This is a genomic window from Streptomyces sp. NPDC055400 (assembly GCF_053644375.1).
This window is the reverse complement of the sequence record NZ_JBSHLM010000005.1, coordinates 337,906-359,795: the sequence shown is the minus strand read 5'-3', so window position 1 is coordinate 359,795 and position 21,890 is coordinate 337,906. Positions and strand designations below refer to the sequence as shown.

24 protein-coding genes are annotated in these 21,890 nt (G+C 70.7%); 14 read left to right on the top strand and 10 right to left on the bottom strand.

Annotation, left to right across the window (positions count from 1 at the left end; genetic code table 11):
• Nucleotides 1-57: 57 nt before the first annotated feature.
• The 3 genes from asnB to ACWIGU_RS15790 all read right to left on the bottom strand — a co-directional run bounded on the left by asnB (nt 58) and on the right by ACWIGU_RS15790 (nt 4,834).
• The gene (gene asnB, locus ACWIGU_RS15800) at nt 58-1,899 is read right to left on the bottom strand and encodes an asparagine synthase (glutamine-hydrolyzing) (RefSeq protein WP_454401186.1); all 1,842 of its coding nucleotides are present in this window, start codon (nt 1,897-1,899) and stop codon (nt 58-60) included.
• A 276-nt stretch (nt 1,900-2,175) separates the two neighbouring features.
• Nucleotides 2,176-3,516, bottom strand: coding sequence for an MFS transporter (locus tag ACWIGU_RS15795; RefSeq protein ID WP_454401184.1), 1,341 nt, complete (start codon nt 3,514-3,516; stop codon nt 2,176-2,178).
• A gap of 133 nt (nt 3,517-3,649) precedes the next feature.
• A complete protein-coding gene (locus tag ACWIGU_RS15790) occupies nt 3,650-4,834 on the bottom strand; it encodes a TIGR03364 family FAD-dependent oxidoreductase (protein ID WP_454401182.1) in 1,185 nt (394 codons plus the stop codon).
• A gap of 179 nt (nt 4,835-5,013) precedes the next feature.
• Here ACWIGU_RS15790 and ACWIGU_RS15785 point away from each other — a divergent pair, with 179 nt between their 5' ends.
• Complete coding sequence (locus ACWIGU_RS15785) at nt 5,014-5,787, top strand: GntR family transcriptional regulator (RefSeq protein ID WP_356278236.1); 774 nt, start codon at nt 5,014-5,016, stop codon at nt 5,785-5,787.
• On the top strand, nt 5,780-6,469 hold the full coding sequence (locus tag ACWIGU_RS15780; RefSeq protein ID WP_454401179.1) for a phosphonatase-like hydrolase: 690 nt from the start codon (nt 5,780-5,782) through the stop codon (nt 6,467-6,469). The genes ACWIGU_RS15785 and ACWIGU_RS15780 overlap by 8 nt, the downstream gene beginning before the upstream one ends.
• Nucleotides 6,470-6,536: 67 nt before the next feature.
• Here the strand turns inward: ACWIGU_RS15780 and pgm are convergent, their stop codons facing one another.
• Nucleotides 6,537-8,165 (bottom strand): phosphoglucomutase (alpha-D-glucose-1,6-bisphosphate-dependent), encoded by a 1,629-nt coding sequence (gene pgm, locus ACWIGU_RS15775; RefSeq protein WP_454401177.1) that lies wholly within the window; start codon nt 8,163-8,165, stop codon nt 6,537-6,539.
• A gap of 97 nt (nt 8,166-8,262) precedes the next feature.
• On the bottom strand, nt 8,263-8,991 hold the full coding sequence (locus ACWIGU_RS15770; RefSeq protein ID WP_454401175.1) for a Clp protease N-terminal domain-containing protein: 729 nt from the start codon (nt 8,989-8,991) through the stop codon (nt 8,263-8,265).
• A 149-nt stretch (nt 8,992-9,140) separates the two neighbouring features.
• Here ACWIGU_RS15770 and ACWIGU_RS15765 point away from each other — a divergent pair, with 149 nt between their 5' ends.
• The 4 genes from ACWIGU_RS15765 to ACWIGU_RS15750 all read left to right on the top strand — a co-directional run bounded on the left by ACWIGU_RS15765 (nt 9,141) and on the right by ACWIGU_RS15750 (nt 11,253).
• Complete coding sequence (locus tag ACWIGU_RS15765) at nt 9,141-9,614, top strand: cupin domain-containing protein (RefSeq protein WP_454401173.1); 474 nt, start codon at nt 9,141-9,143, stop codon at nt 9,612-9,614.
• 123 nt (nt 9,615-9,737) lie between these two features.
• Nucleotides 9,738-10,178, top strand: a complete 441-nt coding sequence (locus ACWIGU_RS15760) for an OsmC family protein (RefSeq protein WP_454401171.1) — start codon at nt 9,738-9,740, stop codon at nt 10,176-10,178.
• Between the two features lie 164 nt (nt 10,179-10,342).
• A complete protein-coding gene (locus tag ACWIGU_RS15755; protein WP_454401169.1) occupies nt 10,343-10,993 on the top strand; it encodes a TNT domain-containing protein in 651 nt (216 codons plus the stop codon).
• Between the two features lie 26 nt (nt 10,994-11,019).
• A complete protein-coding gene (locus ACWIGU_RS15750) occupies nt 11,020-11,253 on the top strand; it encodes a hypothetical protein (protein WP_454401167.1) in 234 nt (77 codons plus the stop codon).
• A gap of 25 nt (nt 11,254-11,278) precedes the next feature.
• Here the strand turns inward: ACWIGU_RS15750 and ACWIGU_RS15745 are convergent, their stop codons facing one another.
• Complete coding sequence (locus ACWIGU_RS15745) at nt 11,279-12,967, bottom strand: chitinase (RefSeq protein ID WP_454401165.1); 1,689 nt, start codon at nt 12,965-12,967, stop codon at nt 11,279-11,281.
• Between the two features lie 380 nt (nt 12,968-13,347).
• Nucleotides 13,348-13,857: a mycothiol transferase gene (locus tag ACWIGU_RS15740; protein ID WP_454401163.1), complete on the bottom strand. Its 510-nt coding sequence runs from the start codon at nt 13,855-13,857 to the stop codon at nt 13,348-13,350.
• A 270-nt stretch (nt 13,858-14,127) separates the two neighbouring features.
• Here ACWIGU_RS15740 and ACWIGU_RS15735 point away from each other — a divergent pair, with 270 nt between their 5' ends.
• The 5 genes from ACWIGU_RS15735 to ACWIGU_RS15715 all read left to right on the top strand — a co-directional run bounded on the left by ACWIGU_RS15735 (nt 14,128) and on the right by ACWIGU_RS15715 (nt 16,623).
• Nucleotides 14,128-14,544 carry a hypothetical protein gene (locus ACWIGU_RS15735; RefSeq protein WP_454401161.1) on the top strand — a complete coding sequence of 139 codons (417 nt, stop codon included), beginning with the start codon at nt 14,128-14,130 and terminating at the stop codon, nt 14,542-14,544.
• A 117-nt stretch (nt 14,545-14,661) separates the two neighbouring features.
• Complete coding sequence (locus tag ACWIGU_RS15730; RefSeq protein ID WP_454401159.1) at nt 14,662-15,054, top strand: hypothetical protein; 393 nt, start codon at nt 14,662-14,664, stop codon at nt 15,052-15,054.
• Nucleotides 15,055-15,061: 7 nt separating this feature from the next.
• Entirely contained in the window at nt 15,062-15,610 is a 549-nt protein-coding gene (locus ACWIGU_RS15725) for a hypothetical protein (protein ID WP_454401157.1), read from the top strand.
• A 44-nt stretch (nt 15,611-15,654) separates the two neighbouring features.
• Entirely contained in the window at nt 15,655-16,032 is a 378-nt protein-coding gene (locus ACWIGU_RS15720) for a peptidase inhibitor family I36 protein (RefSeq protein ID WP_454401155.1), read from the top strand.
• Between the two features lie 138 nt (nt 16,033-16,170).
• The gene (locus tag ACWIGU_RS15715) at nt 16,171-16,623 is read left to right on the top strand and encodes an ATP-binding protein (protein WP_454401153.1); all 453 of its coding nucleotides are present in this window, start codon (nt 16,171-16,173) and stop codon (nt 16,621-16,623) included.
• Here the strand turns inward: ACWIGU_RS15715 and ACWIGU_RS15710 are convergent.
• On the bottom strand, nt 16,607-16,756 hold the full coding sequence (locus tag ACWIGU_RS15710) for a hypothetical protein (RefSeq protein WP_454401151.1): 150 nt from the start codon (nt 16,754-16,756) through the stop codon (nt 16,607-16,609). The genes ACWIGU_RS15715 and ACWIGU_RS15710 overlap by 17 nt on opposite strands.
• On the opposite strand from ACWIGU_RS15710, the gene ACWIGU_RS15705 reads away from it, so the two are divergent.
• The 3 genes from ACWIGU_RS15705 (at nt 16,691) to ACWIGU_RS15695 (ending at nt 20,434) form a co-directional block, all read left to right on the top strand.
• On the top strand, nt 16,691-18,076 hold the full coding sequence (locus tag ACWIGU_RS15705) for an FAD-binding oxidoreductase (protein WP_454401601.1): 1,386 nt from the start codon (nt 16,691-16,693) through the stop codon (nt 18,074-18,076). The two genes, ACWIGU_RS15710 and ACWIGU_RS15705, sit on opposite strands and share 66 nt — an antisense overlap.
• Nucleotides 18,077-18,204: 128 nt before the next feature.
• Nucleotides 18,205-19,488 (top strand): hypothetical protein, encoded by a 1,284-nt coding sequence (locus tag ACWIGU_RS15700; protein WP_454401149.1) that lies wholly within the window; start codon nt 18,205-18,207, stop codon nt 19,486-19,488.
• A gap of 73 nt (nt 19,489-19,561) precedes the next feature.
• Nucleotides 19,562-20,434, top strand: coding sequence for a universal stress protein (locus tag ACWIGU_RS15695; RefSeq protein ID WP_454401147.1), 873 nt, complete (start codon nt 19,562-19,564; stop codon nt 20,432-20,434).
• A gap of 9 nt (nt 20,435-20,443) precedes the next feature.
• On the opposite strand, the gene ACWIGU_RS15690 is transcribed toward ACWIGU_RS15695, so the two are convergent.
• Entirely contained in the window at nt 20,444-20,638 is a 195-nt protein-coding gene (locus ACWIGU_RS15690; RefSeq protein ID WP_356278193.1) for a ferredoxin, read from the bottom strand.
• 29 nt (nt 20,639-20,667) lie between these two features.
• Nucleotides 20,668-21,873 (bottom strand): cytochrome P450, encoded by a 1,206-nt coding sequence (locus ACWIGU_RS15685; RefSeq protein WP_454401146.1) that lies wholly within the window; start codon nt 21,871-21,873, stop codon nt 20,668-20,670.
• Nucleotides 21,874-21,890: the final 17 nt, after the last annotated feature.

Genomic DNA, 21,890 nt, shown 5'->3' with positions numbered 1-21,890 from the left:
GCACCCGGCGGCAGCGTCCGGCCGACGCCGCACGCTGCCGCCGGGGCGGGACCGGGCTCAGGAAAGAACCAGTTCAGGGCTGTACATGTCGAGCCAGAGCGCGAGGTCCAGCGTGCGTTCGAGCCCGCGCCGCGACGCCTGCTCGGTCTGCGGTGCGTCACGGTGCGCGGCCCGCGCCACCCGCTCCCGGTCGACCAGGTCGAACACCCGGTGCGAGGGCCGGGCGAGCAGATCCTTCGCCTGGTTCTGGAGTGCCACGGCGTACTTCGGGTCCTGCGTCGACGGATACGGGCTCTTCACCCGGTCGTACACCGACTTCGGCAGCACGTCCGCGGTCGCCTCGCGCAGCAGGCTCTTCTCCCGGCCGTCGAACGACTTCAGCGACCAGGGCGTGTTGTACACGTACTCGACGAGCCGGTGGTCGCAGAACGGGACGCGCACTTCCAGGCCGACGGCCATGCTCGCGCGGTCCTTGCGGTCGAGCAGGACCCGCACAAAACGGGTCAGGTGCAGATACGACATCCGGCGCATCCGGTACTCGAAGTCGCTCTCGCCGTCCAGGCGTCGGATGCCGCGCACGGCGCCCGTGTAGCTGTTGCGGACGTATCCGTCCAGGTCGAGGGCGGCGGCCAGGTCGGCGCGCAGTACGTCGGAGTCGTCGCCGAAGTGCTGGGACATGCGCACCAGCCAGGGGAACGTGTCGGCAGTGCGCGCCTCCTCGTCGAAGAACTGGAGGTAGCCGCCGAACACCTCGTCGGCGGACTCGCCCGACAGGGCGACCGTCGAGTGCTCCCTGATCGCCCGGAACAGCAGATAGAGCGACGCGTCCATGTCCCCGAAGCCAGCGGGGATGTCACGGGCCCGGATCACCCGGGCGCGCACCTCGGGGTCGGCCAGCTCGTTCGAGTCGAGGACGATGTCGCGGTGGTCGGTGCCGGAGGCCTTCGCCACATCGTGCACGTACGGAGTGTCGGGTGTGCCGCGCATCTCGTCGGCGACGAAGTTCTCCGTCTGGCCCACGAAGTCCACGGCGAAGCTGCGTACGGTCTCGCCGTGTTCACCGAGCTGCCGCGCCGCGATCGCCGTCATGGCGGACGAGTCGAGGCCGCCGGACAGCAGCGTGCAGCGCGGCACGTCGGAGACGAGCTGGCGGCGCACGATGTCGTCGAGGAGCGAGCGCACGGTCGCGATCGTCGTCTCGCGGTCGTCGGTGTGCGGGCGGGTCTCCAGCCTCCAGTACGCCCGCTGCCGCAGTCCGCTCCGGTCGACGGTCGCGACGGTGCCCGGTTCCACCTCGTGCATCCCGTCCCAGACCGCGTGGCCCGGCGTCTTCACGAAGGTGAACAGCTCCCGCAGGCCGTCCAAGGTCACGCGCGGCTTCGCGAGCGGATTGGCGAGGATCGCCTTGGGCTCGGACCCGAACAGGACGCCGTCCGGAGTCTCGTAGAAATAAAGCGGCTTGATGCCCATGCGGTCCCTGATCATCACGAGCTTGTTCTCGCGGCCGTCCCACACGGCGAACGCGTACATGCCGTTGAGGCGCTCGGCCAGCGCCTCGCCCCACTCCAGGTAGCCGCGCAGCACGACCTCGGTGTCGGAGTCGGTGGTGAACCTGTGGCCCTGTCCGGTCAGTTCGCGGCGGAGTTCCGTGTAGTTGTACGTCTCGCCGGAGTACACGAGTGCGACGGTGCCGCCCGGCGTCTCGGCGGTCATCGGCTGACGCCCGCCCGGCAGGTCGATGATCGCGAGCCTGCGGTGGCCGAGCGCCGCGGGCCCCTCGGCCCACGTGCCGCGGTCGTCCGGGCCGCGGCACTCCATCGTCTGCGTCATCGCATCCAATGTGTCGGCCGAAGCGCGCAGGTCGCGATCGAAGGAGACCCAGCCGGTGATGCCACACATACGTTCCTCCTGCATGCCGTTCTGGCGCCGAACCAGTTGTATCCAGCACCTATATGTCGAGCGTGTGACATGGCGCTGCGTACGGTCAACGCGCCGGTAACGCGGTGGAGGCCGGTGACCCGACGGTTTCGGCCGCTCTTTGCTTGACAGGGTGGAACGGTCCCCATCGCAAATCGCGGCGGCGCGCCGGTCATGGCCGGAATGCGGGCGGGCCGGGCGGGCGGGATCCGGCCAAGGGCAAAGTCTTGATCAACCCCGGGCCGGACCCCGCGGTCCTCAGGCCGTCACGGCCGTCCGGTTCCAGTGCGGCAGCATGACCGCTCCCGCGAGCGCCGCCGCGGCCGCGAAGCCGTAGAAGAGCACGGTGGTCGGGAGGAACCCCGGGAGCAGGCCGCCGAGGATCGCGCCGACGGAGCCGCAGCCGTTGACGAAACCGGTCGCGGTGCCCGCCCCGGCCAGGCCTCCCGAGTCGACGGCCGCGACGCCCGCGATCAGGGCGTCCGCGGCGTAGAGACCGAAGCCGATCACGGCCAGGACGGCGACCATCGTCCAGGTGCTGCCGGTCGCGGTGAGCGGCACGAACGCCGCGAGCATCACCGTCAGCAGACCGAGCGAGAGGACGCACGGCGGGACGCGCCGGGACGAGAACAGGCGGTCGGAGATCCAGCCGACCGTCATCGGCGCCAGCACGCCGGCCACACCGAACGCCACCGGGATCAGCGTGGCCTCCAGCTTGCCCACCTCGGGCAGCCGTTCACTGACGATCACCGGGCCCCACAGCAGGAGCGCGTACCGGGCGGGCTTGAGCAGGAAGTACGCGGCGCTGAGCGTCAGCACCATGCGGTTGCGCAGGATCTCGCGGTAGATCTCGCGCGAGGCGGGCGGCGCCTCGGCCGGCTCGGGCGCGGCGGCCGCCTCGGCCGTCGTCTCCGGGGCGTCGGGCCGGGGGAGACCCACGTCGGCGGGCTCGTTGCGCTGGAAGACGACGAACAGCACCAGGACGACGGCCAGTGTCGCGGACCCCGCCAGGAACGCAGCGTGCCAGCTGTCGAAGACCGAGTACGCCCACCAGCCGAGGAACGGCGGCGCCGCGAGGCCGCCGAACGCGTAGTTCGTGCACCACAGGCCGAGGATCCGGCCCCGCTCCTTCACCGGCACGAAACTGGTCACGTTCTTGCACAGCGGGGCCCAGCCCGTCGACTGCGCGAGCCCCTGCACGGCCATCGCGACGCCGAACACCACGAGCGAGCTGCTCAGGCCGATGACCGCCGAGGCGACCACCGCGCCCGCCATCCCGCCGATCAGGACGACCCGCGGCCCGAACCGGTCCGCCCACGAGCCCCATGCGAACTGCCCCACCGCGTACGCCGCGAGATACACGGCGTCGATCACACCGAGCGTGTGGGACGTGAGCGTGTGGTTGACCGCGGGGTCGTCCAGAATGCCGAGCTTGGCGACCGAGAACGCCTGCCGGACGAAGTAGAAGCCCGCGTACGCGATCCAGGTGACGGTGAAGATCTGCCACCGCCAGCGCCGCGACCGCCGGACGGATCCGGGGTCGGCGGCGGGGGACCGGAGCGGGTCGGGCGCGAGCCCTGGCCGGGTGCCGTCGGGCATGGTGGTCTCCTCTTCCTCGGTGCCTGGTGAGCGATGAGTGCGGGGGGTGACGTGCCGCAGTGCTGCGTGGTGCCGGGCCCCGCGCCGCGAGACGTGCTCGCGGCGCGGGCCGCCCTCTGTGCCGGGTGGTCGGTCAGGCCGTCGCGGCCAGGGACTCGTCGAACGTGGCTGCGGCGAGGCCGAAGGAGAGCGTCATGCCGATGCCCGAGGTGACCGAGATGGCCCGTACGCCGGGTGCCATGTCGCGGACCAGGAGGGGGCCGCTGCCGCTGCTCGCGTAGACGCCCTGCCAGCGCTCCCTCACCTGGAGACCGCCCGTGCCGAGGACCTTGGCCGCCGAGTCGAGCAGCAGCTGTGCCGTCGGCTCGTCCTCGAAGGGGATCGCGGTCCGCCCGTAGGCGTGGGAGTCACCGACCAGGACGGTGCCGTCGGGCAGCCGGGTGAACATGACGTTCGCGACGACGTCGAGCAGCTCCGGGCTGTGGCCGATGACCTCCTCACGCAGCCTCGGCCCCGACGGCATGGCCGTGAAGGCGTCGTAGCGCAGCATGGACGTGGCGGTCAGGATCGCCGCGTCCGTGCGGAAGGCGTCGGGCGCCGCGACGCGCGCCATGGTGAGGCGGCAGCGCTCGATGCCGTGCTCCTCCGCCGCCGTGGGGTACAGGCGGTCCAGGTCGTGCCCCACGCAGACGAGGATCCGGTCGCCGTGGACCGGGCCGCGGCCGGTGTGGACGGTGCCCTCCTCGACGCCGTTCACGTTCGTGCCCCACACCACGGTGACGTTGGGCTGTATGGACAGCCATGCCGCCAGGTCCGGTGCGGCCTCGCGGGGGTTGACGCGCAGGTCGTCGGGGAGGAAGGCGCCGCCCACGATGTCGCCGGCGTCGGCGCCCCGGCCGAGTTCGCCCGAGACCTCCTGGCGGGTCCGCAGCCGGACGGTGTCCGCTCCGCGCTCCTCGCGCAGCTCCTCCAGGACCGCCAGTTCCGCCTGCGACCTCGCCACCACGAGCGCGCCGGCCTCCTTGGCCCACAGGCCCGAGCTCTTCGCGGCCTCCAGCCATCCGGCCCGCGAGCGGTAGGCGAGTTCCAGCAGGTCGCCGCGCTGTGCCGTGATGCAGCAGTGCCCGAAGTTGCGTACCGAAGCCCCTACGGGCTGCCAGTCCCGCTCGATGACCGTGACGGTCAGCCCGCGCCGGACGGCTTCGAAGGCGTGGGCGAGGCCGACGACCCCGGCGCCGACGATGACCAGGTCGCTGCGGCCGCTGGGCAGCTCGGCGGCGGGCGAAGGGGTGGAGGGGGACGCTGTCGTGATGCTCATGGATTGCAGCGTGCGAGGCCTCGGGCGGATGGGGCAAGACTTGTGTGTACAAGTTTTCCGTCTGTTTACCTTCCGTGCCCCGGGGCGGGGGCGAACGGCCCTGAAGCGTCACTCGAAGGCCCCGCACTGGCCACGTGCGGGCCTTGAGGGGAGGCAGGTCGAGCTGTCATAGTCATCTTGTGAAGACAAGTAAGGGTGTGCCGCTCCACGAGAAGCTCGGCGCCGAGTTCCTGCGGCGTATCGAGTCCGGTGAGTGGCCGGAGGGCGAGCCGGTACCGAGCGAATCCCAGCTCTGCGAAGAGTTCGGGACGTCCCGCGGGCCGGTCAGGCAGGCCTTGTCGATACTGCGGTCCGACGGGCATCTCGTCGGCGGCCGGGGCAAGCCGCCCGTCGCCCGCAGAGCAGCTCCGTCGCAGCCTTTCGCGTCGCTCATGTCGTTCACGCAGTGGGCCAGATCCATCGGCCGCGAACCGGGACAGCTGACCGTCGAGGTCGCCCGCCGCCGGGCCTCCCCGGAGGCCGCCGCACGGCTCGGCCTCGACGAGGGCGAACCCGTGGTCGACCTGGTCCGGCTGCGTCACCTGGACGGGGTGCCGGTCATGGTCGAGCGCTCCACGTTCGTCCTCCACGTCGGCCGGCACCTGTTCGACATGGACCCCGACGCGGGCTCGATCTACGAGGCGCTGTGCGCGCGCGATGTCGACCTGCACCACGCCCGCCACACGATCGACGCCATCGCCGCCGACACGCAGGACGCGTCGCTCCTCGGCATCGAGCCGCGCGAACCGCTGCTGCGCGTAAGGCGGCTGGCGTTCTCGCGGGACGGCGTACCCCTGGAGGACGCCGACGACCGCTATCTGCCCGCACTCGCCAACTTCACCATCGAGAACACCGCCGAGGGACGCACCGTCGTCGGCCGGTACCGCACTGACGAGGAGAACCCCAGTGATTGAACTCGCCGTCTTCGACATGGCAGGCACCACGATCGAGGAACACGGCGCGGTGTACGAGGCGCTGCGCCACGCCGTCGAAGCGACCGGCGTGAGCGTCGACGCGCAGGACCTCCAGACCTGGATGGGCACCGACAAGCGCGAGGCCATCGACGCCCTGGTCCGCCTCGGCGGCGGCACCCCCGACGCGGAGCTCGTCGAGCGGCAGTACGCGGTCTTCCGCCTGTTCCTGAAGCAGCGCTACGCGGAGGTCCCGCCGCAGCCCATAGCCCAGGCCGACAAGGCCCTCGCAGAACTGCGCGCCCGGGGTATCAAGGTCGCCCTGACCACCGGATTCAGCGACGACGTCGCCCTGCCGCTGCTCGCGTCGCTCGGCTGGTCCACGGGCGAGGGCGGCAACCTCGACGCGGTCGTCACCGCCGACGAGGTCGTCCGCGGCCGCCCCGCCCCGTACATGATCCACCGGGCGATGGAGAAGACCGGCGTCGTGGACGTCCGCAAGGTGCTCGTCGCGGGTGACACCGCGGTCGACCTGCAGGCGGGGCACCACGCGGGCGCGGGCGTCGTCGTCGGCGTCCTCACCGGCCGGCTCCCGCGCACGGAGCTCGAACTGCACCCGCACACCTACGTGCTGGACAGCGTCGCCGAGGTGCCGGGCCTGGCGGAGGCGACGGCCGCGGAGTAGTCGTACACCGGATGACGTGGGCAGCAGTGCTCGGGCAGAAGCACCGCGCACTGCCGCCCACGTTCCGTCAGTCCTCCGCGAGCGCCGCGTCCACGATCGACTGCGCCTCCGTCTGCACCTGGGCCAGGTGGTCGGGGCCGCGGAAGGATTCGGCGTAGATCTTGTACACGTCCTCCGTGCCGCTCGGCCGTGCGGCGAACCAGGCGTTCTCCGTGGTGACCTTCACGCCGCCGATCGCGGCGCCGTTGCCCGGCGCGTGGCTGAGCCTCCCGGTGATGGGCTCGCCCGCGAGGGTGTCCGCGGTGATCGCGTCGCCGCTGAGCTCGGCGAGACGTACCTTCTGCCGCTTGGTCGCCTTCGCGTCCACGCGCGCGTACGAGGACGACCCGTGCTCCGCGGCGAGTCCGGCGTAGTACTGCGACGGGGTCTTGCCGGTCACCGCGGTGATCTCGGCCGCGAGCAGCGCGAGAAGAATGCCGTCCTTGTCGGTCGTCCAGACGCCGCCGTCCTTGCGCACGAAGCTCGCGCCCGCGCTCTCCTCGCCGCCGAAGGCGACCGACCCGTCGACGAGCCCCGGCACGAACCACTTGAACCCGACCGGGACTTCGAGCAGCTCGCGACCGAGCGACGCGACGATCCGGTCGATGACGGCGCTCGACACCAGCGTCTTGCCGATCGCGGCATCGGACCGCCAGCCGGTGCGGTGCGTGGCCAAGTAGTGGATCGCGACGGCGAGATAGTGGTTCGGGTTCATGAGACCGGCGTCGGGCGTGACGATGCCGTGCCGGTCGGCGTCCGCGTCGTTCCCCGTCAGCAGGTCGTAGTCGTGCCGCTTCGCGAGGACGGACGCCATCGCGGGGGCCGACGAGGGATCCATCCGGATCTTGCCGTCCCAGTCGAGCGTCATGAACCGCCAGGCCGGATCCACCTCGGGATTGACCACCGTCAGGTCGAGCCCGTACACCTCGGCGATCCGCGCCCAGTAGTGCACACTCGCCCCGCCCAGCGGGTCCGCGCCGATGCGCAGCCCCGACGCCCGGATGGCGTCGGTGTCGATGACGGTGCTCAGCTCCTCGACGTACCGCTCACGGAAGTCGTACGTCTCCGGAGCCACGTCCTTCGTGGTGCGCACGCCACGATTGCCGTCGGCGAGCAGCTCGTTGGCGCGGCGCGCGATCCAGGACGTCGCCGTGGAGTCTGCGGGGCCGCCGTGCGGCGGGTTGTACTTGAAGCCGCCGTCGCGCGGCGGGTTGTGGCTCGGCGTGATGACGATGCCGTCCGCCTGCCCGAGCTCGTCGGTCGTGGTGCTGTTCCAGCGCAGAATGGCGTGGCTGAGCGCCGGGGTCGGCACATAGCTGTCGTGGACGTCGGCGAAGACACGTACGCCGTTCGCCGCGAGGACGCCGAGGGCCGTGTCCAGCGCCGGGCGCGAGAGGGCGTGGGTGTCGGGCCCGATGAACAGCGGGCCCGTGATGCCTTCGGCCGTGCGGTACTCGACGATGGCCTGCGTGATCGCCGCGATGTGCCGTTCGTTGAACGCGCCGTCCAGGCTGGAGCCCCGGTGCCCGCTCGTGCCGAAGACGACGCGCTGCTCGGGGCGGTCCATATCGGGGACCTTGGTGAAGTACGCGTCGACGAGTTCGCCGACGTCGACGAGATCCTCCGGCCTGGCCTGGGTTCCTGCGCGCTCAGTCATGGGGGCAGTCTCCCATCCGGGCCCCGGGCGACGCATGACCGCACGGGTGTCCCGGAGCGCCACATACGCTCCGGGACACCGGGCGGTCGACGGGCCGTCAGGACTCCCCCTTCGACCTCTCCTTGACGATCGCGGCCAGCGTCCTTGCGATGTGGGCCTCGGAGGCGGCCTTGTCGATACCGGACTCGGCGAGGGTGCCCGTGCCGTTCTCCTGCTCCAGGAGGGCCAGCAGGATGTGCTCCGTACCGATGTAGTTGTGGCCCAGGCGCAGCGCCTCGCGGAAGGTCAGTTCCAGGGCTTTCTTCGCGTTCGCGTCGAACTTGACGAGGCCGGGCACGTCGGAGACGGCCGGCGGCAGCGTGGCCGTCGCGTTCTGCCGCACGGTGTCCAGGAGCACGCCCTGGGCCCGGATGGCCTGCGCGGCGAGACCCTCGGGCTCCGTGAGCAGGCCGAGCACGAGGTGTTCGGGCCGGATCTCGTCGTTGCCGGCGGCCTGGGCCTCGTTCTGCGCGGACATCACGACATTGCGCGCCCGCGGGGTGTAGCGGCCGAAACCCGCGCTGGGATCGAGTTCGCCCGCCTCGCTCGAGGCCTTCGGCACGAACCGCTTCTGGGCGGCCTGTCGCGTGACGCCCATGCTCCTGCCGATGTCGGTCCAGGACGCCCCGGAGCGGCGCGCCTGGTCCACGAAGTGGCCGATCAGATGGTCCGCGACGTCGCCGAGATGATCCGCGGCGATCACGGCGTCGGAGAGCTGGTCGAGTGCGTCGGTGTGGACCTTCTTGATGGCGTCGATCAGGTCGTCGAGGCGAACGGGTGTGGTCATGCCTACTGGCTCCGCAGATTCCGTCATGTGACAACCGTAGGTTGACAGCGTGAGAGTGTCAACCGGTAGTTGACAGTTGCTGAAGGTGCCCCCGGGCACGCCGTAGGCTGCGGAGTGCACGACGTATCCACCGCTGAATGAGGAGAGCCATGCCGTCGGCCCGAGTGCTGCTTGCGGACGTGCTGCGTACGGCGGACGCGTCACGGGCGGGCGCCCTCTGGAAGCTCGACGGCGCGGCGCGGCAGCTCGACGCGAACCTCGTCCGGCTGCGGCCCGGCACCGTCGTGGCCGAGCACGTCGAGCCGGACCTCGACGTCCTGCTCGTCGTCCTCGAAGGTGACGGATCGCTCCGGTACGCCGACCAGGAGGAGCAACTCGCGCCAGGCGCCCTCGTGTTCATAGCGCGCGGCGAACGGCGCTCCGTGACGGCCGGCCCCGACGGTCTCGCGTACCTCACCGCCCACCGCAGACGCCCCGGCCTGACCATCGCGCGGACCCCGGCCCGCGAGGTCGGCGAACCGGCCTGCCTGCTCAGTCGGATCTGCCCCGCCTGCGACCGGGTCTCCGACGATGCGACGGCGGCCTACTGCGCACGGTGCGGCGGACGCCTCCCCACTGCCTGACGCGACCGAGCGGGCGTTCGTGCCCGCCCGACGGTCCGGCCTGCGCCGCCCCGCGCCCCCTCGCCCGTACGGTGCCGGGGAGGAGCAGGACCGGGCGACCGCAGCGAGGGAGAACCACCCGACATGGCCGACTACCGCATCGAGACCGTCCGCAACGGCTTCCGCGACTGGACCGCACGCAACGACCGCGGCGCCGAGGTCCGCATCGGAGCCGCCGAAGACCCCGACGTGCAGCCGTCGTTCACCCCGGTCGAGCTGCTCCTCGCCGCACTCGGCGGCTGCGGCGGCCTCGTCACCGACCGCACGGCCCGCACCGTCGAACACGACGGACTGCGCATCGTCGTGGAGTCCGTGTCGCGGCCCGAGGACGACGGCCGCGTCGGAGCGGTGCGCGTCAGCTACGAAGTGGAGCTGCCCGAGGGCGACGAGCGTGCCGCCGACGCGTTCGCACGCGGCGTGCGCCTGACCCACGAGAAGTACTGCACCGTCAGCCGGACCGTGGAACACGGCGCCCGGATCGAGGCCCGGCTCCCGGACGGCACGCTCGTCTTCATGGCGGGCTGACGCGTCTTCGTGGCAGGCCGGCTCGTCTTCGAAGGGGGGTGAACGGCGCGGTGGCCGGATGTCGCCGCCGCAGCCGAAGATCGCCGTAGTCTCCCTGAGTGTCCGCATGATCACTGTGCGCATGCGTACCTGACGATCCGTCGAAGCATCGAGGAGACGACCGCGTGAAGTCCCTACGTCTGGTCCTGGCCGCCCTGGGAGCGGTGGTGGCGCTCACCGCGCCGCCGTCCGCAGCGGCAGCGGAGCCCGTGGCCGCCGCGCACGAGCCCTGCACGGGCGAGTTCCAGGGTGACGCCCGGCTCGGCCCGAAGTACCTGCCCACGACGCGGCAGGCCCCGGTCGGCCCGCTCCTGAAGGCCTACCACCGCACGGGCTCCCTGAGCCCGAAGGCGTTCCTGAAGAAGTACTGGGAGGGGCCGGCGGACTCCGGGAGCTGGAAGTACCCGCCGAACGACGGATTCACCGAGACCAACGGCCAGGTCGACCGCCGCCCCACCGAGCTGCGGCCCGGGCAGACCCTCGACCGCTTCGGGTCGGAGTACGGCTCCTATCTGGCCCCCGCCGGGGACGCCTACGAGAAGCGCGCGCTGCCCCCGCAGAACCTCAACACCCGTGAGCCCGCCTACGCGTGCGACTATCACGTCTACGAGGTCGCCAAGCCGTTCTTCGTGTGGCAGGGCCCGATCGCTCCCTGGTTCGAGCAGCCCGGCGGCGGCCGGCAGATCAAACTCGACCAGGTGTTCCTCAACCCCGGTGAGGGCCGGCGCCTCGACGTGAAGTGGCTCCTGGAACACGACTACCTCGAGCCCGCGTAGGCGCGATCGAGACAGGAGGACGGCTCGTGGACCGGCACGCGCTGGAGCGCGCCCTGCGGCAGGCAGCCGTGCCCCCGACCCACTACTGGATCGAGGGCGTCCACGAACCGTCCCCCACCCCCACCGACTTCCTCTATCTGCGCGAGGACCCCGGCGGGGGCTGGGAGACCGGGGCGTACGAGCGCGGCACCCACGAGGTGATCGCGCGGCATCCCACGGAGGACGCCGCCTGCGCCCATCTGTGGCAGCTGCTGAACTGAGTGCCGCCGTAAGCGCCGCAGGGTCTTACGGGAGTGAATGCACCTTGGGGCCGACGGAGTTCGACCAGGCGTTGCCCGCCGTCGCGTCCCAGTTCGTGGACCAGGTCATCGCGCCCCGCAGGCCCGGATACGTCCTCGCGGGCTTGAAGGAGCCGCAGCCGGTGCCGCGCGTCAGGCAGTCGAGCGCGTTGTTGACGACCGACGGGTCCACGTAGCCACTGCCTGCTCCACGCGTCGACGCGGGAACGCCGAGGCCGACCTGGGACGGGTCGAGGCCGCCCTCCAGCTGGATGCAGGCGAGCGCGGTCAGGAAGTCGACCGAGCCCTGGCTGTAGACCTTGCCGTCGCAGCCGAGCATCGAACCGCTGTTGTAGTACTGCATGTTGACGACGGTGAGGATGTCCTTCACGTTCAGCGCCGTCTTGAAGTACTCACCTGAGGTGGACTGCATGTCGATGGTCTGCGGCGCCATCGTGAGGACCAGCTTCGCGCCGGCCTTCGCGGAGAGCTGGTGCAGGGCCTTCGACATATAGGTGGAGTTGAGGCCGTTCTCGAGGTCGATGTCGACGCCGTCGAATCCGTACTGCTGCATCAGGGAGTAGGCGCTGTCGGCGAACGCGGTGGCCGACGCGTCGCTGTTCACGGACACGCTGCCCTTCTCGCCGCCGACCGAGAGGATCACGGACTTGCCCGCGGCCTGCTTCGCGGCGATGTCGGCCTTGAAGTCGGCGGCTGACGTGTATCCGACGGCCGGGTCGAGGGTGAACGAGATCTGCCCGGGCGTGCTGGTCGCGTCGGCGAAGGACACCGCGATGATGTCGTACTGCGAGGGAACGTCACGCAGCTTCTGCACGGTGGCGCCGTTGTCGAAGTTCTGCCAGTAGCCGGTCACCGCGTGCTTGGGCACGGTGCCGCCGCCACCGCCGCCGGAGGTCGCGGTCCTGGCGGTGACGGCCGTCGACTTCGCGGACTCACCGGCCGAGTTGGTCGCGCTGACCTGGAAGCTGTACGAGGTGTCGGCGGCGAGCCCGGTGGCGGTGGCGGACGCGCCGCTGACGGAGGCGATCTTGGAGCCGTCGCGGTACACGTTGTAGCCGGTGGCGCCGGAGACCGGGTTCCAGGAGAGGTCGACCGAGGAGGAGGTCGCGGTGCCGGCCGCGAGTCCGGCGGGGACTGCCGGAATGACGACGGGATCGCCACCGCCACCCCCGCCATCGGGACCGAGCACGCTCACATCGTCGGCGTAGTACGCGCTCTGCGCGTACCAGCCGTGCGTGTAGACCGTCACGGACGTCGTGTTCGCGCCGGTCGTGAAGGTGGTACTCAGCTGCTGCCAGCCGGAGGACCCCGGTGTCCACGTCGACACATCGGTGGTGCCCGTGCCGCTCGCGCCCAGGTACACGTAACTGCCCTGGACCCAGGAGCTCAGCGTGTACGTCGAGTTGGGCTTGACCGCGACGGCCTGGGAACACTGGGCGGTGTCCTGTGCGGTCGGTGTGCCTTTGAGCGCCTTGGCGCCGCCGTGCACGGGGGCGCCGACCACGGAACCGGTGCCGGCGGAGCACGTCCAGTTGCTCAGATCCGATTCGAACCCGGCGTTCTTGGCGACGTTGATGTCGGCGGCCTGCGCCGTGGTCGCCAGAGCGGTGACGCCGAGCGCCGCGGCCGCGGTGACGGCCAGGGCACCCTTGATCGATCTGCGTGCACGGTCCACTTACTGCCTCCGGTGGGGAGTGAAGGGGGCGGGAGTGAACGGTGGCCACCGCTGTAGGGCCCAAAGCTGGTCCAGACCAATCGAGTTGTCAAGACCTCAACCGTTGCCGGGGTGTGCGCCGGTCGACGGACGCCCGTTGGAGGAGGCGGGGGAGCGCGTCACGATCCGGATCGAGGAGCGACTGGAGAGCTGACTCCGGGGAGCGCAGATACGGGGCCGCCGGCCTGGGCGTGGGTAGGGAGTGGCCGGCGGCCCCTCCGCGCAGGAGCCGTCAATCCTGTGCGGGTTCCTCTCGTAGTGGACTGCGTCGTTCCGATGGCTGGAAGCGTGCGAACACAGGGACTGGGTGTGCCCGATTCACACGGGGTGCGCACCGGGTTTCAGAGGCGTTCGAGAATCCCGCGCACATAGGCGGCCTGCCCGGCGTGCTGGAGATCGTCCGAGATGACGCTCACCAGGCGCACGCCGAGCGTGACCGGCGGCGACCAGGTGTCGTCGATCACCTGGTCCAGATCCGCGTCGCTCAGTTCTGCCACGTGGGCGAGGGTGCGCTCGTGCACCGCGTCGAAGTAGCCGAGCAGCAGGTCGGCCGACGGGACGTGCACTTTGGCGACCTGTTTGTCGCTGTGGCCGTACCCCGTGTCGGAGGGTGGCAGGGCGAGATCGAGGCGGTCGACCCAGCCGTCGGCGAGCCAGACCTGATCGGTCTGGAAGGCGTCGGAAATGTGATCGTCCTGCACGCGTGACAGGTGCCAGATCAGCCACGCGATCGAGTTCGAGTCGTCATTGAGCCGGGTGTTGAGTTCCTCGGCGGAAAGATCTTCCACCGCCGAGTGAACCGTTTCGTGGATCCGTCCGAACGCGTCGGTGAGAACGTCCTTGGAGTGCATGACGTGCTGCTTCCTCGATGGCGGCGATTTCACACCCGCGCACCCGTTCCATTCCGGCCATTCGGGGCCCGGAATATGCCAGGAGACTGGCCAGAAAGGCGTGGTGACAGCGCGTCGGAAGTGTCGATACTCGTCTTCTGAGGAAGTTGAATGGTGCCCGGCCAATAGATCATTTCGCCGGTCCCGAACCGGCGCACCCGCACGGACCACGCACATCGCACGGAATGAAAGTGAGGCCCGCAGGGCGGCGAACGAGCGACGGGGGAGAGCGTGCACGAGGAATTCCTGTGCCATGTCACCGCGTACGGAATCTGCGGCGGTCAGCGCGTCGGCGTACCGCTCGGCACGTATCGCGCGCCCACTCTGCCGCTCGCGATGTGGTGGCTGCGCGACCGTGCCTCCTGGATTGCCGAACGACTCGATCCGCGCCCCGGCAATCCGCATTTCCCCGAACGCGCCATTGCCCCGGTCGCCGACACCGTCCCCGATGTCCCCGGAGCGCTGCGCGACTGGTGCGGTGATATCGAGCGGCAGGAACAAGTGGCCGAGGAACTCGCCGGCGGAAAACTCGTCCGGCTGATCACTCGCGACGACACCACGGAATACGAGTTCCTCGCCGAGTCGATCGATGCCCTGCGGATGCAGCGCACGCGCGCGTCCAGGGCCGCGCTCGTGCCGCACGCATGATCGGCGCGGCGCCGATATGACTAGTAGCCGGTACGGGTGGCGCCGCGCTTACCTGCGTAAATGCCGGGGGACTGTGGTCATGCACAGCGTCGTCACCACACTTTCGGAGTCGCTCGAATGCGCCGCAGCACCACCTTGCTCACCACCGCTCTCACCGGCGTCGCCGCCGCGCTGACCCTCGCCGCACCGACCGCCGTCGCGACCGCGCCGACCGGTTCCGTACGCGCCGCAGGCCCCGGACAGGTCTGCTTCTGGACCGAGGCGGGCCAGCACGGCCAGGCCTGGTGCTACGCGCCACCCGGCTATGCCGAGGCGGAGAACGGCACCCAGCGCCACGCCTACTCCTTCGACTCCCGCGTCGACGGCACGGTCTACGCGATCAGCTACGGACCGGGGAACAGCTGCCTCTACCGCGAGATCCGCAAGGACGACTACGACGAGAACTGGGAGGCGTGGGCCACCAAGTTCGACGGCGTCAGCGACAACAAGATGGGATGCGAAGCGGGCTGATCCGCCGATGACCCACCGACCGCGCCCCTGGGTACGGCCGCTCCTGGCGCTCACCGCGCTCGGCCCACTGTCCCTGGCCGGACTGCTCGTCACCGGCTGTGCGGCCAAGGATCCCGGGCCCGCGCTCTCCCCGGACGACACCGTCAAGGCCGCCACCCAGCTCCTGACCGACCGCTGCCTCACCGCGCGGGGACTCACCCCGCCGCGCCCCGGCAGACGGCCCGGCACGAAGGCCCAGGAGGAACACCTGGCCGACGCCCTCTTCGGCGCCGGACACACGGAACTCTCCCTGAGACTGCCGACCGGATACTCCGTGCGCGCCCACACCGACGGCTGCCTGGCCTCGGCGCAGCGCGCCCTCTACGGCGACCAGCGCCGCTGGTTCCAGGTCTCGACCGTCGTCAACAACCTCAAGCCCGAAGCGGCGTACCGCAAGACCAGCCTCGCCTCGGTCCGGGCCCGACACCGCACCGAAGTCGCCGACTGGCAGCGCCTGCGGGCGCACGCCCTGACCCGCGCGACCCACCTCCTCACCGAGCGGCCACGGACCCCGTAGCAACAGAAGCGGCCACGGACCTCGTAGCAACAGAAAGAGACACAGTGATCATCAAGAACTCCGCCGCGCTCCTCGCGGCCGCGGCCCTCGCCCTCGGCGGCACCGTCGCCACCTCGTCCGCCGCCTTCGGCGCCTCGTGCCCCAGCGGCCAGTTCTGCGCCTGGACGGACGCGGACTTCGGCGGTCAGCGCACCAACTGGTCGGGCGACGACCACGACTGGGAGGACCCCATCCAGGACCAGGACTCCTCCTGGGCGAACCATGGCATTTCGGGCCCCGGCATCAAGGACCACGTACAGGTCTACGAGAACCCGGGCCTCGTCGGTCTCGGTACCGTCTGCCTCGGCCCGGGCCAGGAGATCGCCTCCAACAGCTGGGGCAATGACAGCGGCGACTCCCACACGTGGAAAATGAGCTGCTGACCTCGCGCACCGCGGGACCGGAACGGACGGCGTGCCGAGCCGCCCGTTCCGGCCGGTTATGACTGCCGCACGCGCCACTGGGTATCAGGAGGTCTGCAGGGGAGTTACTGTGCCGACCGATCCCATTGAGAGAACCGCATGACCGAGTACCTGGACGGAGCCTTGATGCCGACCGGTGCTGCCGACCCCGTCGAGCCGCTGCGCCGGGCGACGCAGTACACCGGAGAGCCGGGCTGCATCGCCGACGCGCGCGCCTTCGCCGAGGTGTTCCTCGAGCAGCTGCGGTCGGAGTGGTGCGCCCTGATCGACGCCAGGTCCCGCGGCGATCTGCTGCTCCTGGTCAGCGAGCTCGTCACCAACGCCGACCGCCACAGCCACGGACCGTACGTTCTCGATCTCGAGGGATCGAAGGACGAGGTGGCCGTCACCGTCTACGACAGCAGCGTCGCCGTGCCCCGTCTCTTCGTCACGGACCCCGGGCGCATCGGCGGGCACGGTCTCGAGATCGTCCACGCGCTCGCCGCCGAGGTCATCGTGGAGCGGGTACCGGTCGGGAAGTGGATCAAGGCCGTCTTTAGACTGCGACCGTAATCGAACGGTTCTCGCGCGAGGAGACGGCGACATCGATACGGCACCCGGCCGCGAGCTCCTGAACGACCTGGCCAAGGCGCTGCCCGGCCTCACGCTGATCGAGGACGGCGACGTACTGTCCGGGCTCAGTCACGACGACGCGGAATGGGCGCCGGTGGGCCGAGCGCTCGCGGCGGTCCGGGTGACGGACGCCGGCGAAGTACAGCAGGTGGTGCGCGCCTGCGCCGCGCTGTCCGTACCCGTCGTGACCCGCGGCGCCGGCACCGGGCTCTCGGGCGGCGCCAACGCCACCGACGGCTGCCTGGTCCTCGACCTCTCGCGGATGAACCGCATCCTGGAGATCGACACCGAGAACCTGCTCGCCGTCGTACAGCCAGGCGTCGTCAACAACGACCTCAAGGCGGCCGTCGCCGAGCACGGCCTCTGGTACCCGCCGGACCCCGCCAGCGCACCCTGGTCGACCATCGGCGGCAATGTCTCCACCAACGCCGGCGGCCTGTGCTGCCTCAAGTACGGCGTCACCCGTGACTACGTCCTCGGCCTCGAAGCCGTGATGGGCGGGCCCGCGGGCGAGTACGGCACTCGCGTCCGGTTCGGCCGGCGCACCACGAAGGGTGTCAGCGGCTACGACCTGACCGGCCTGTTCGTCGGCTCGGAGGGCACCTTCGGAGTGATCACCGAGATCACGCTGCGCCTTCGTCCCGCGCCCACCGCTGAACCCCGCACCGTCGTCGGCGCCTTCGACAGCCTGGTCGCGGCGGGCGCCGCCGTCGCGCTCACCACCCGGCGCGGCCTGCAGCCCGCCGCCCTGGAACTCCTCGACCGGCACTGCATGCAGGCCGTCGAGGACTGGAAGCACCTCGGGATCGAACCCGGCGCCGCCGCCCTGCTCCTCGCGCGGATCGACGCGCCGGGCGACGCGGGGGCGGCCGAGGCGGCCGCAGTCGCCGAGGCGTTCGCGGACGCCGGAGCACTCTGGGCCGAACAGTCCACCGACGCCGTCGAGGCCGAAGCCCTGTTCGACGTCCGCAGGCTCGCCTACCCGGCCCTCGAACGCCTCGGACCCGTGCTCACCGAGGACATCTGCGTACCGCGCTCGGCCGTGCCCGCCATGCTCGCCACCGTCGAGGAGATCGGGCAGCGGCACGGGGTGCGGATCGCGACCATCGCGCACGCCGGGGACGGCAACCTCCACCCGCTCCTGATCACCCCGCCCGGGGACGCCGAGGCGCGCCGCGCGGCGCAGGCCGCGTTCGAGGAACTGCTCGGTGCCGCGGTCGCCGCGGGCGGCACCGTCACCGGTGAGCACGGCGTCGGCCTGCTCAAGCGGGGCGGCATGCGGCGGGAACTCGGTCCCGAGGTCTGCGCGGTGCAGCGCGCGGTGAAGAACACCCTTGACCCGCTGGACCTGTTCAACCCGGGGAAGATCGTCGGCGACCCCGGCCAGAGCTGACCCTTTGGACGGCGCTTTGCCCGCCGCGCCGACCTAAATGAACTAATTGTGTGCTTATCCGACTTACGGTGCGTGTGTAGTCAGGGGGCTGCGCAACGTGTCCCTCGCGGACGCGGGTTGGGATGCCGATGAGTGAGATCAGCCGCAGAGGAGCCGTGGGTCTGGGACTCGGGATCGGCCTGGGCGCCGCTGCCGCGGGCCTCGCCGGATGCGGGATGGGCAACGACACGGCTCGCCCGCCCGCGGGCCCCGGCCGCCGTCCCGACCGGGCCCCCCACTCAGGCAGGAAGGCCGCTCCACGGCTGATCGGTGACGGCTCGACGGCGTACACCGGCGAGCAGCCGAACCAGCCCGAGTCGCCCGTCCCCCTCGAACCCGGCCAGACGCCACCGCAGTTCGTGATCTTTTCCTGGGACGGTGCGGGCGAGGTCGGCAAGGGCCTCTTCCCGCGCTTTCTCGAACTGGCCGAGACCCACGGCGCGCACATGACGTTCTTCCTGTCGGGCTTGTACCTCCTGCCCGAGTCGAAGAAGCGGCTCTACGACCCGCCCAACAACCCCGTGGGCGCCTCCGACGTCGGGTACCTCACCGACGCGCACCTCAAGGAGACGCTCAAGTACACCCGGCAGGCGTGGCTCGACGGCCACGAGATCGGCACGCACTTCAACGGCCACTTCTGCGCCGGCTCCGGTTCCGTGGCCAACTGGACGCCCGCCCAGTGGTACAGCGAGATCGAGCAGGCCGGCTCGTTCGTCAAGACCTGGCGTACGAACACGGGTTGGCACGACCACGACCCCCTGCCGTTCGACTACGACAAGGAACTCATCGGCGGCCGCACGCCCTGCCTGCTCGGCCGGGACAACCTGCTGCCCATCGCTCGCGAGCTCGGCTGGCGCTACGACGCCTCGTCCCCCGGCGGCGTCCAGCGCTGGCCCGAGAAGCGGCAGGGCCTGTGGGACCTGCCGCTCCAGGCCATCCCGTTCCCCGGCCACACCTTCGAGGTGCTCTCGATGGACTACAACATCCTGGCCAACCAGTCGAAGAACTCCACGCGAGCACCGTCCTACAACTACGCGGCCTGGCGCCAGCAGGCCACCGAGTCGTACCTCGTGGGCTTCAAGAGGGCGTACGAGACGAACCGGGCACCCTTCTTCGTCGGCAACCACTTCGAGGACTGGAACGGCGGGATCTACATGGACGCCGTCGAGGCCGCGCTCAAGGAGATCGCCGGAAAGAAGGACGTACGCCTCGTCTCCTTCCGGCAGCTCGTCGACTGGCTGGACGCCCAGGACCCGAACGTGCTCGACCGGCTCCGCTCACTGGAGGTCGGAGAGGCGCCCGCGGGTGGCTGGTCGCGGTACCTCGGCGACGCCGTCACGGCACCCACCGGCGCCGCACGCAGCGGCACCTAGACGGTTCTGACGTGTTGTCCGCCTCGCTGACGCACACTGGGCGGGACCTGATCAGCGACGGAGAGGCAGGAGCATGGACCGCTGGATCGCCGCGGGAGTGGACGGATCGCCGGAGAGCTCGGCCGCGGCTGCGTGGGCCGCGCGCGAAGCGGTGCGCCGTGGATACGGGCTGCGCCTGCTGCACGCCTGGTCCCCGCTGCCGGACGTGGCGGCGTCCGCGCCCGATCTCGAGGCGCAGGCCGAGTGGGCCAGAAGCGTGGCCGACGAGGCCGGGCGCGCCGTGGCCGGCCGCCACCCCCAGCTGGCGCTGTCGGTCGAGTCACCGTCCGATGAAGCCGTTCCCGCGCTCCTCGGCGCCGCGGCCGACGCCGAGTTCCTCGTCCTCGGCTCCCGCGGACACGGCGCGCTCGTCGGCTTCCTGGTCGGGTCGGTCGGGCAGCGGGTCATCGCCGAGGCGGCGCGGCCCGTCGTCCTGGTCAGGGCCGACGACCGCGCCGAACCGGAGGCGGCGGGACGCGAGATCGTCGTCGGCCAGGAGGGCGCGCCCGAGGACAGCCGCGCGGTCCTCGACTTCGCCTTCGCCACCGCCTCCGCCCGCGGCGCGACGCTGAGGGTCGTCCGTGCGTGGACACTGCCACCCCTGTACGCGTACAGCCCCGCCTCGCTGAAGCTGCTCGACGAGGCCGGCGGCATGGAGCCGTACGAGAAGAAGGCGCTCGGCGAGGCGCTCGAATCGCTGCGCACGCGGTATCCCGACGTGCCGGTGGTGGAGCACGTCGAGATCGGCAGCGCCGGCCAGGTCCTTCTCGCGTCGGCCGCGGGGGCCCAGCTGGTGGTCGTGGGCCGCCGCGCCCGACGCTCGGCCGTCGGATCCCGGATCGGGTCCGTCGCGCATGCCGTGATGCACCACGCGCCCTGCCCGGTGGCCGTCGTACCGCCCGCCTAGGGCCCGTCCTCAGTCGTCGGCGACGGTGATGGCCCGCACCGGACAGGCGCGGGCCGCCTCCCGTACCAGCGGGTCACCGGCGCCGTCTTCGCGGCCCTCCAGCACCTCGCTGAAACCGTCGTCGTCCTGCGTGAACACGTTCGGCGCCGTCAGCGCGCACATACCCGCGCCCACACAGCTGTCCTTGTCGATCCGGATCCGCACGGTCTGCGCCTTTCTTGCGGCTCGGGCGGTCACCACGTGACCGGGAGTTCGAGCATGCCCTGGATCGTGTCTCCCGGCTTGAACGGGATCTCCTCGGCGGGCGCCGCGAGGCGCAGTCCGGGCAGCCTCGAGAACAGCGACCCCAGCGCGATCTCCATCTCGGCCCTGGCCAGGTTCTGCCCCAGGCACTGGTGGACTCCGTAGCCGAACGCGAGGTGGTGGCGCGTGGGGCGGTGCCAGTCGAGGGAGTCGGGGGCCGTGAAGCTGTCGTCGTCGCGGTTGATGAGCGACGTGGAGAAGATGACTCCGTCGTCCGCCCGGATGGTCTCACCGGCGACCTCGATGTCCTCAGTGGCGACGCGCAGGATGCCGTCGGCGATGGACAGGAAGCGCAGCAGTTCCTCGACCGCGGCCGGCAGCAGTGAGTCGGCGGAGCGCAGCTCCTCCAGGAGTTCCGGATGCCGGAGCAGGGTGAACGTGCCGAGCGAGATCATGTTCGCCGTCGTCTCGTGCCCCGCGATCAGCAGGATCGTGGCGAGGCTGATCAGCTCCTCGCGGTCGATCTCCTTCTCGTCCGGCCCGCGGTGGATGAGCTCGTCGAGCAGTCCTTCGCCCGGCTCGCGCCTCTTGCGGTCGATCAACGAGCCCAAGTATGTGTCGAGTTGCTCGCGCGCGGCCTCTATGTCCGACACGTTCGGCCCGCGCAGCAGCCGCCGTGACTGCTCCTCGAAGAAGTCGTGATCGGCGTAGGGCACGCCGAGCAGCGAGCAGATCACCATGGACGGCACGGGCAGCGCGAACGCGCTCACCAGGTCGGCCGTCGGGCCCTGCTCGACCATCGCGTCGAGGAGCCGGTCGACCGTCTCCTGGATGCGGGGCCGCAGCGCCGTGATCCGCTTGAGGGTGAAGCTCGGGATCAGCAGGCGGCGCTGGGTGTTGTGTTCGGGGTCGTCGACTCCGAGGAGGGCGACCCGGCGTTTGCCGGACAGGGCGAGCCGCTCCGTGGGCATCGGGAAGGCGCGGTTCTCCCGGTCGGTGGACAGGCGCGGGTCGACGAGCAGGTCGCGCGCGGTCGACTGGCCGGTGACCACCCACACGGTCCGCCCGTCGAAGAGCGAGACACGGGAGAGGGGCCGCGCCGAGCGCAGCGGATCGTAGGAGGCCGGCGGGTGGTAGGGACACGTGCGGTCCTGGGGGAAGGCGACGGTGTCCGGCGTGGGGGGTGTCACGGTCATGGTGACCTCGCAGGCGG

Coding starts and splice junctions, on each gene's coding strand:
- ACWIGU_RS15760 (WP_454401171.1), top strand. CDS start 9,738: ATGGCCGACTACCGCATCGAGACCGTCCGCAACGGCTTCCGCGACTGG.
- ACWIGU_RS15730 (WP_454401159.1), top strand. CDS start 14,662: ATGCGCCGCAGCACCACCTTGCTCACCACCGCTCTCACCGGCGTCGCC.
- ACWIGU_RS15725 (WP_454401157.1), top strand. CDS start 15,062: ATGACCCACCGACCGCGCCCCTGGGTACGGCCGCTCCTGGCGCTCACC.
- ACWIGU_RS15795 (WP_454401184.1), bottom strand. CDS start 3,516: ATGCCCGACGGCACCCGGCCAGGGCTCGCGCCCGACCCGCTCCGGTCC.
- ACWIGU_RS15715 (WP_454401153.1), top strand. CDS start 16,171: ATGACCGAGTACCTGGACGGAGCCTTGATGCCGACCGGTGCTGCCGAC.
- asnB (WP_454401186.1), bottom strand. CDS start 1,899: ATGTGTGGCATCACCGGCTGGGTCTCCTTCGATCGCGACCTGCGCGCT.
- ACWIGU_RS15695 (WP_454401147.1), top strand. CDS start 19,562: ATGGACCGCTGGATCGCCGCGGGAGTGGACGGATCGCCGGAGAGCTCG.
- ACWIGU_RS15765 (WP_454401173.1), top strand. CDS start 9,141: ATGCCGTCGGCCCGAGTGCTGCTTGCGGACGTGCTGCGTACGGCGGAC.
- ACWIGU_RS15685 (WP_454401146.1), bottom strand. CDS start 21,873: ATGACCGTGACACCCCCCACGCCGGACACCGTCGCCTTCCCCCAGGAC.
- ACWIGU_RS15740 (WP_454401163.1), bottom strand. CDS start 13,857: ATGCACTCCAAGGACGTTCTCACCGACGCGTTCGGACGGATCCACGAA.
- ACWIGU_RS15790 (WP_454401182.1), bottom strand. CDS start 4,834: ATGAGCATCACGACAGCGTCCCCCTCCACCCCTTCGCCCGCCGCCGAG.
- ACWIGU_RS15770 (WP_454401175.1), bottom strand. CDS start 8,991: ATGACCACACCCGTTCGCCTCGACGACCTGATCGACGCCATCAAGAAG.
- ACWIGU_RS15700 (WP_454401149.1), top strand. CDS start 18,205: ATGAGTGAGATCAGCCGCAGAGGAGCCGTGGGTCTGGGACTCGGGATC.
- pgm (WP_454401177.1), bottom strand. CDS start 8,165: ATGACTGAGCGCGCAGGAACCCAGGCCAGGCCGGAGGATCTCGTCGAC.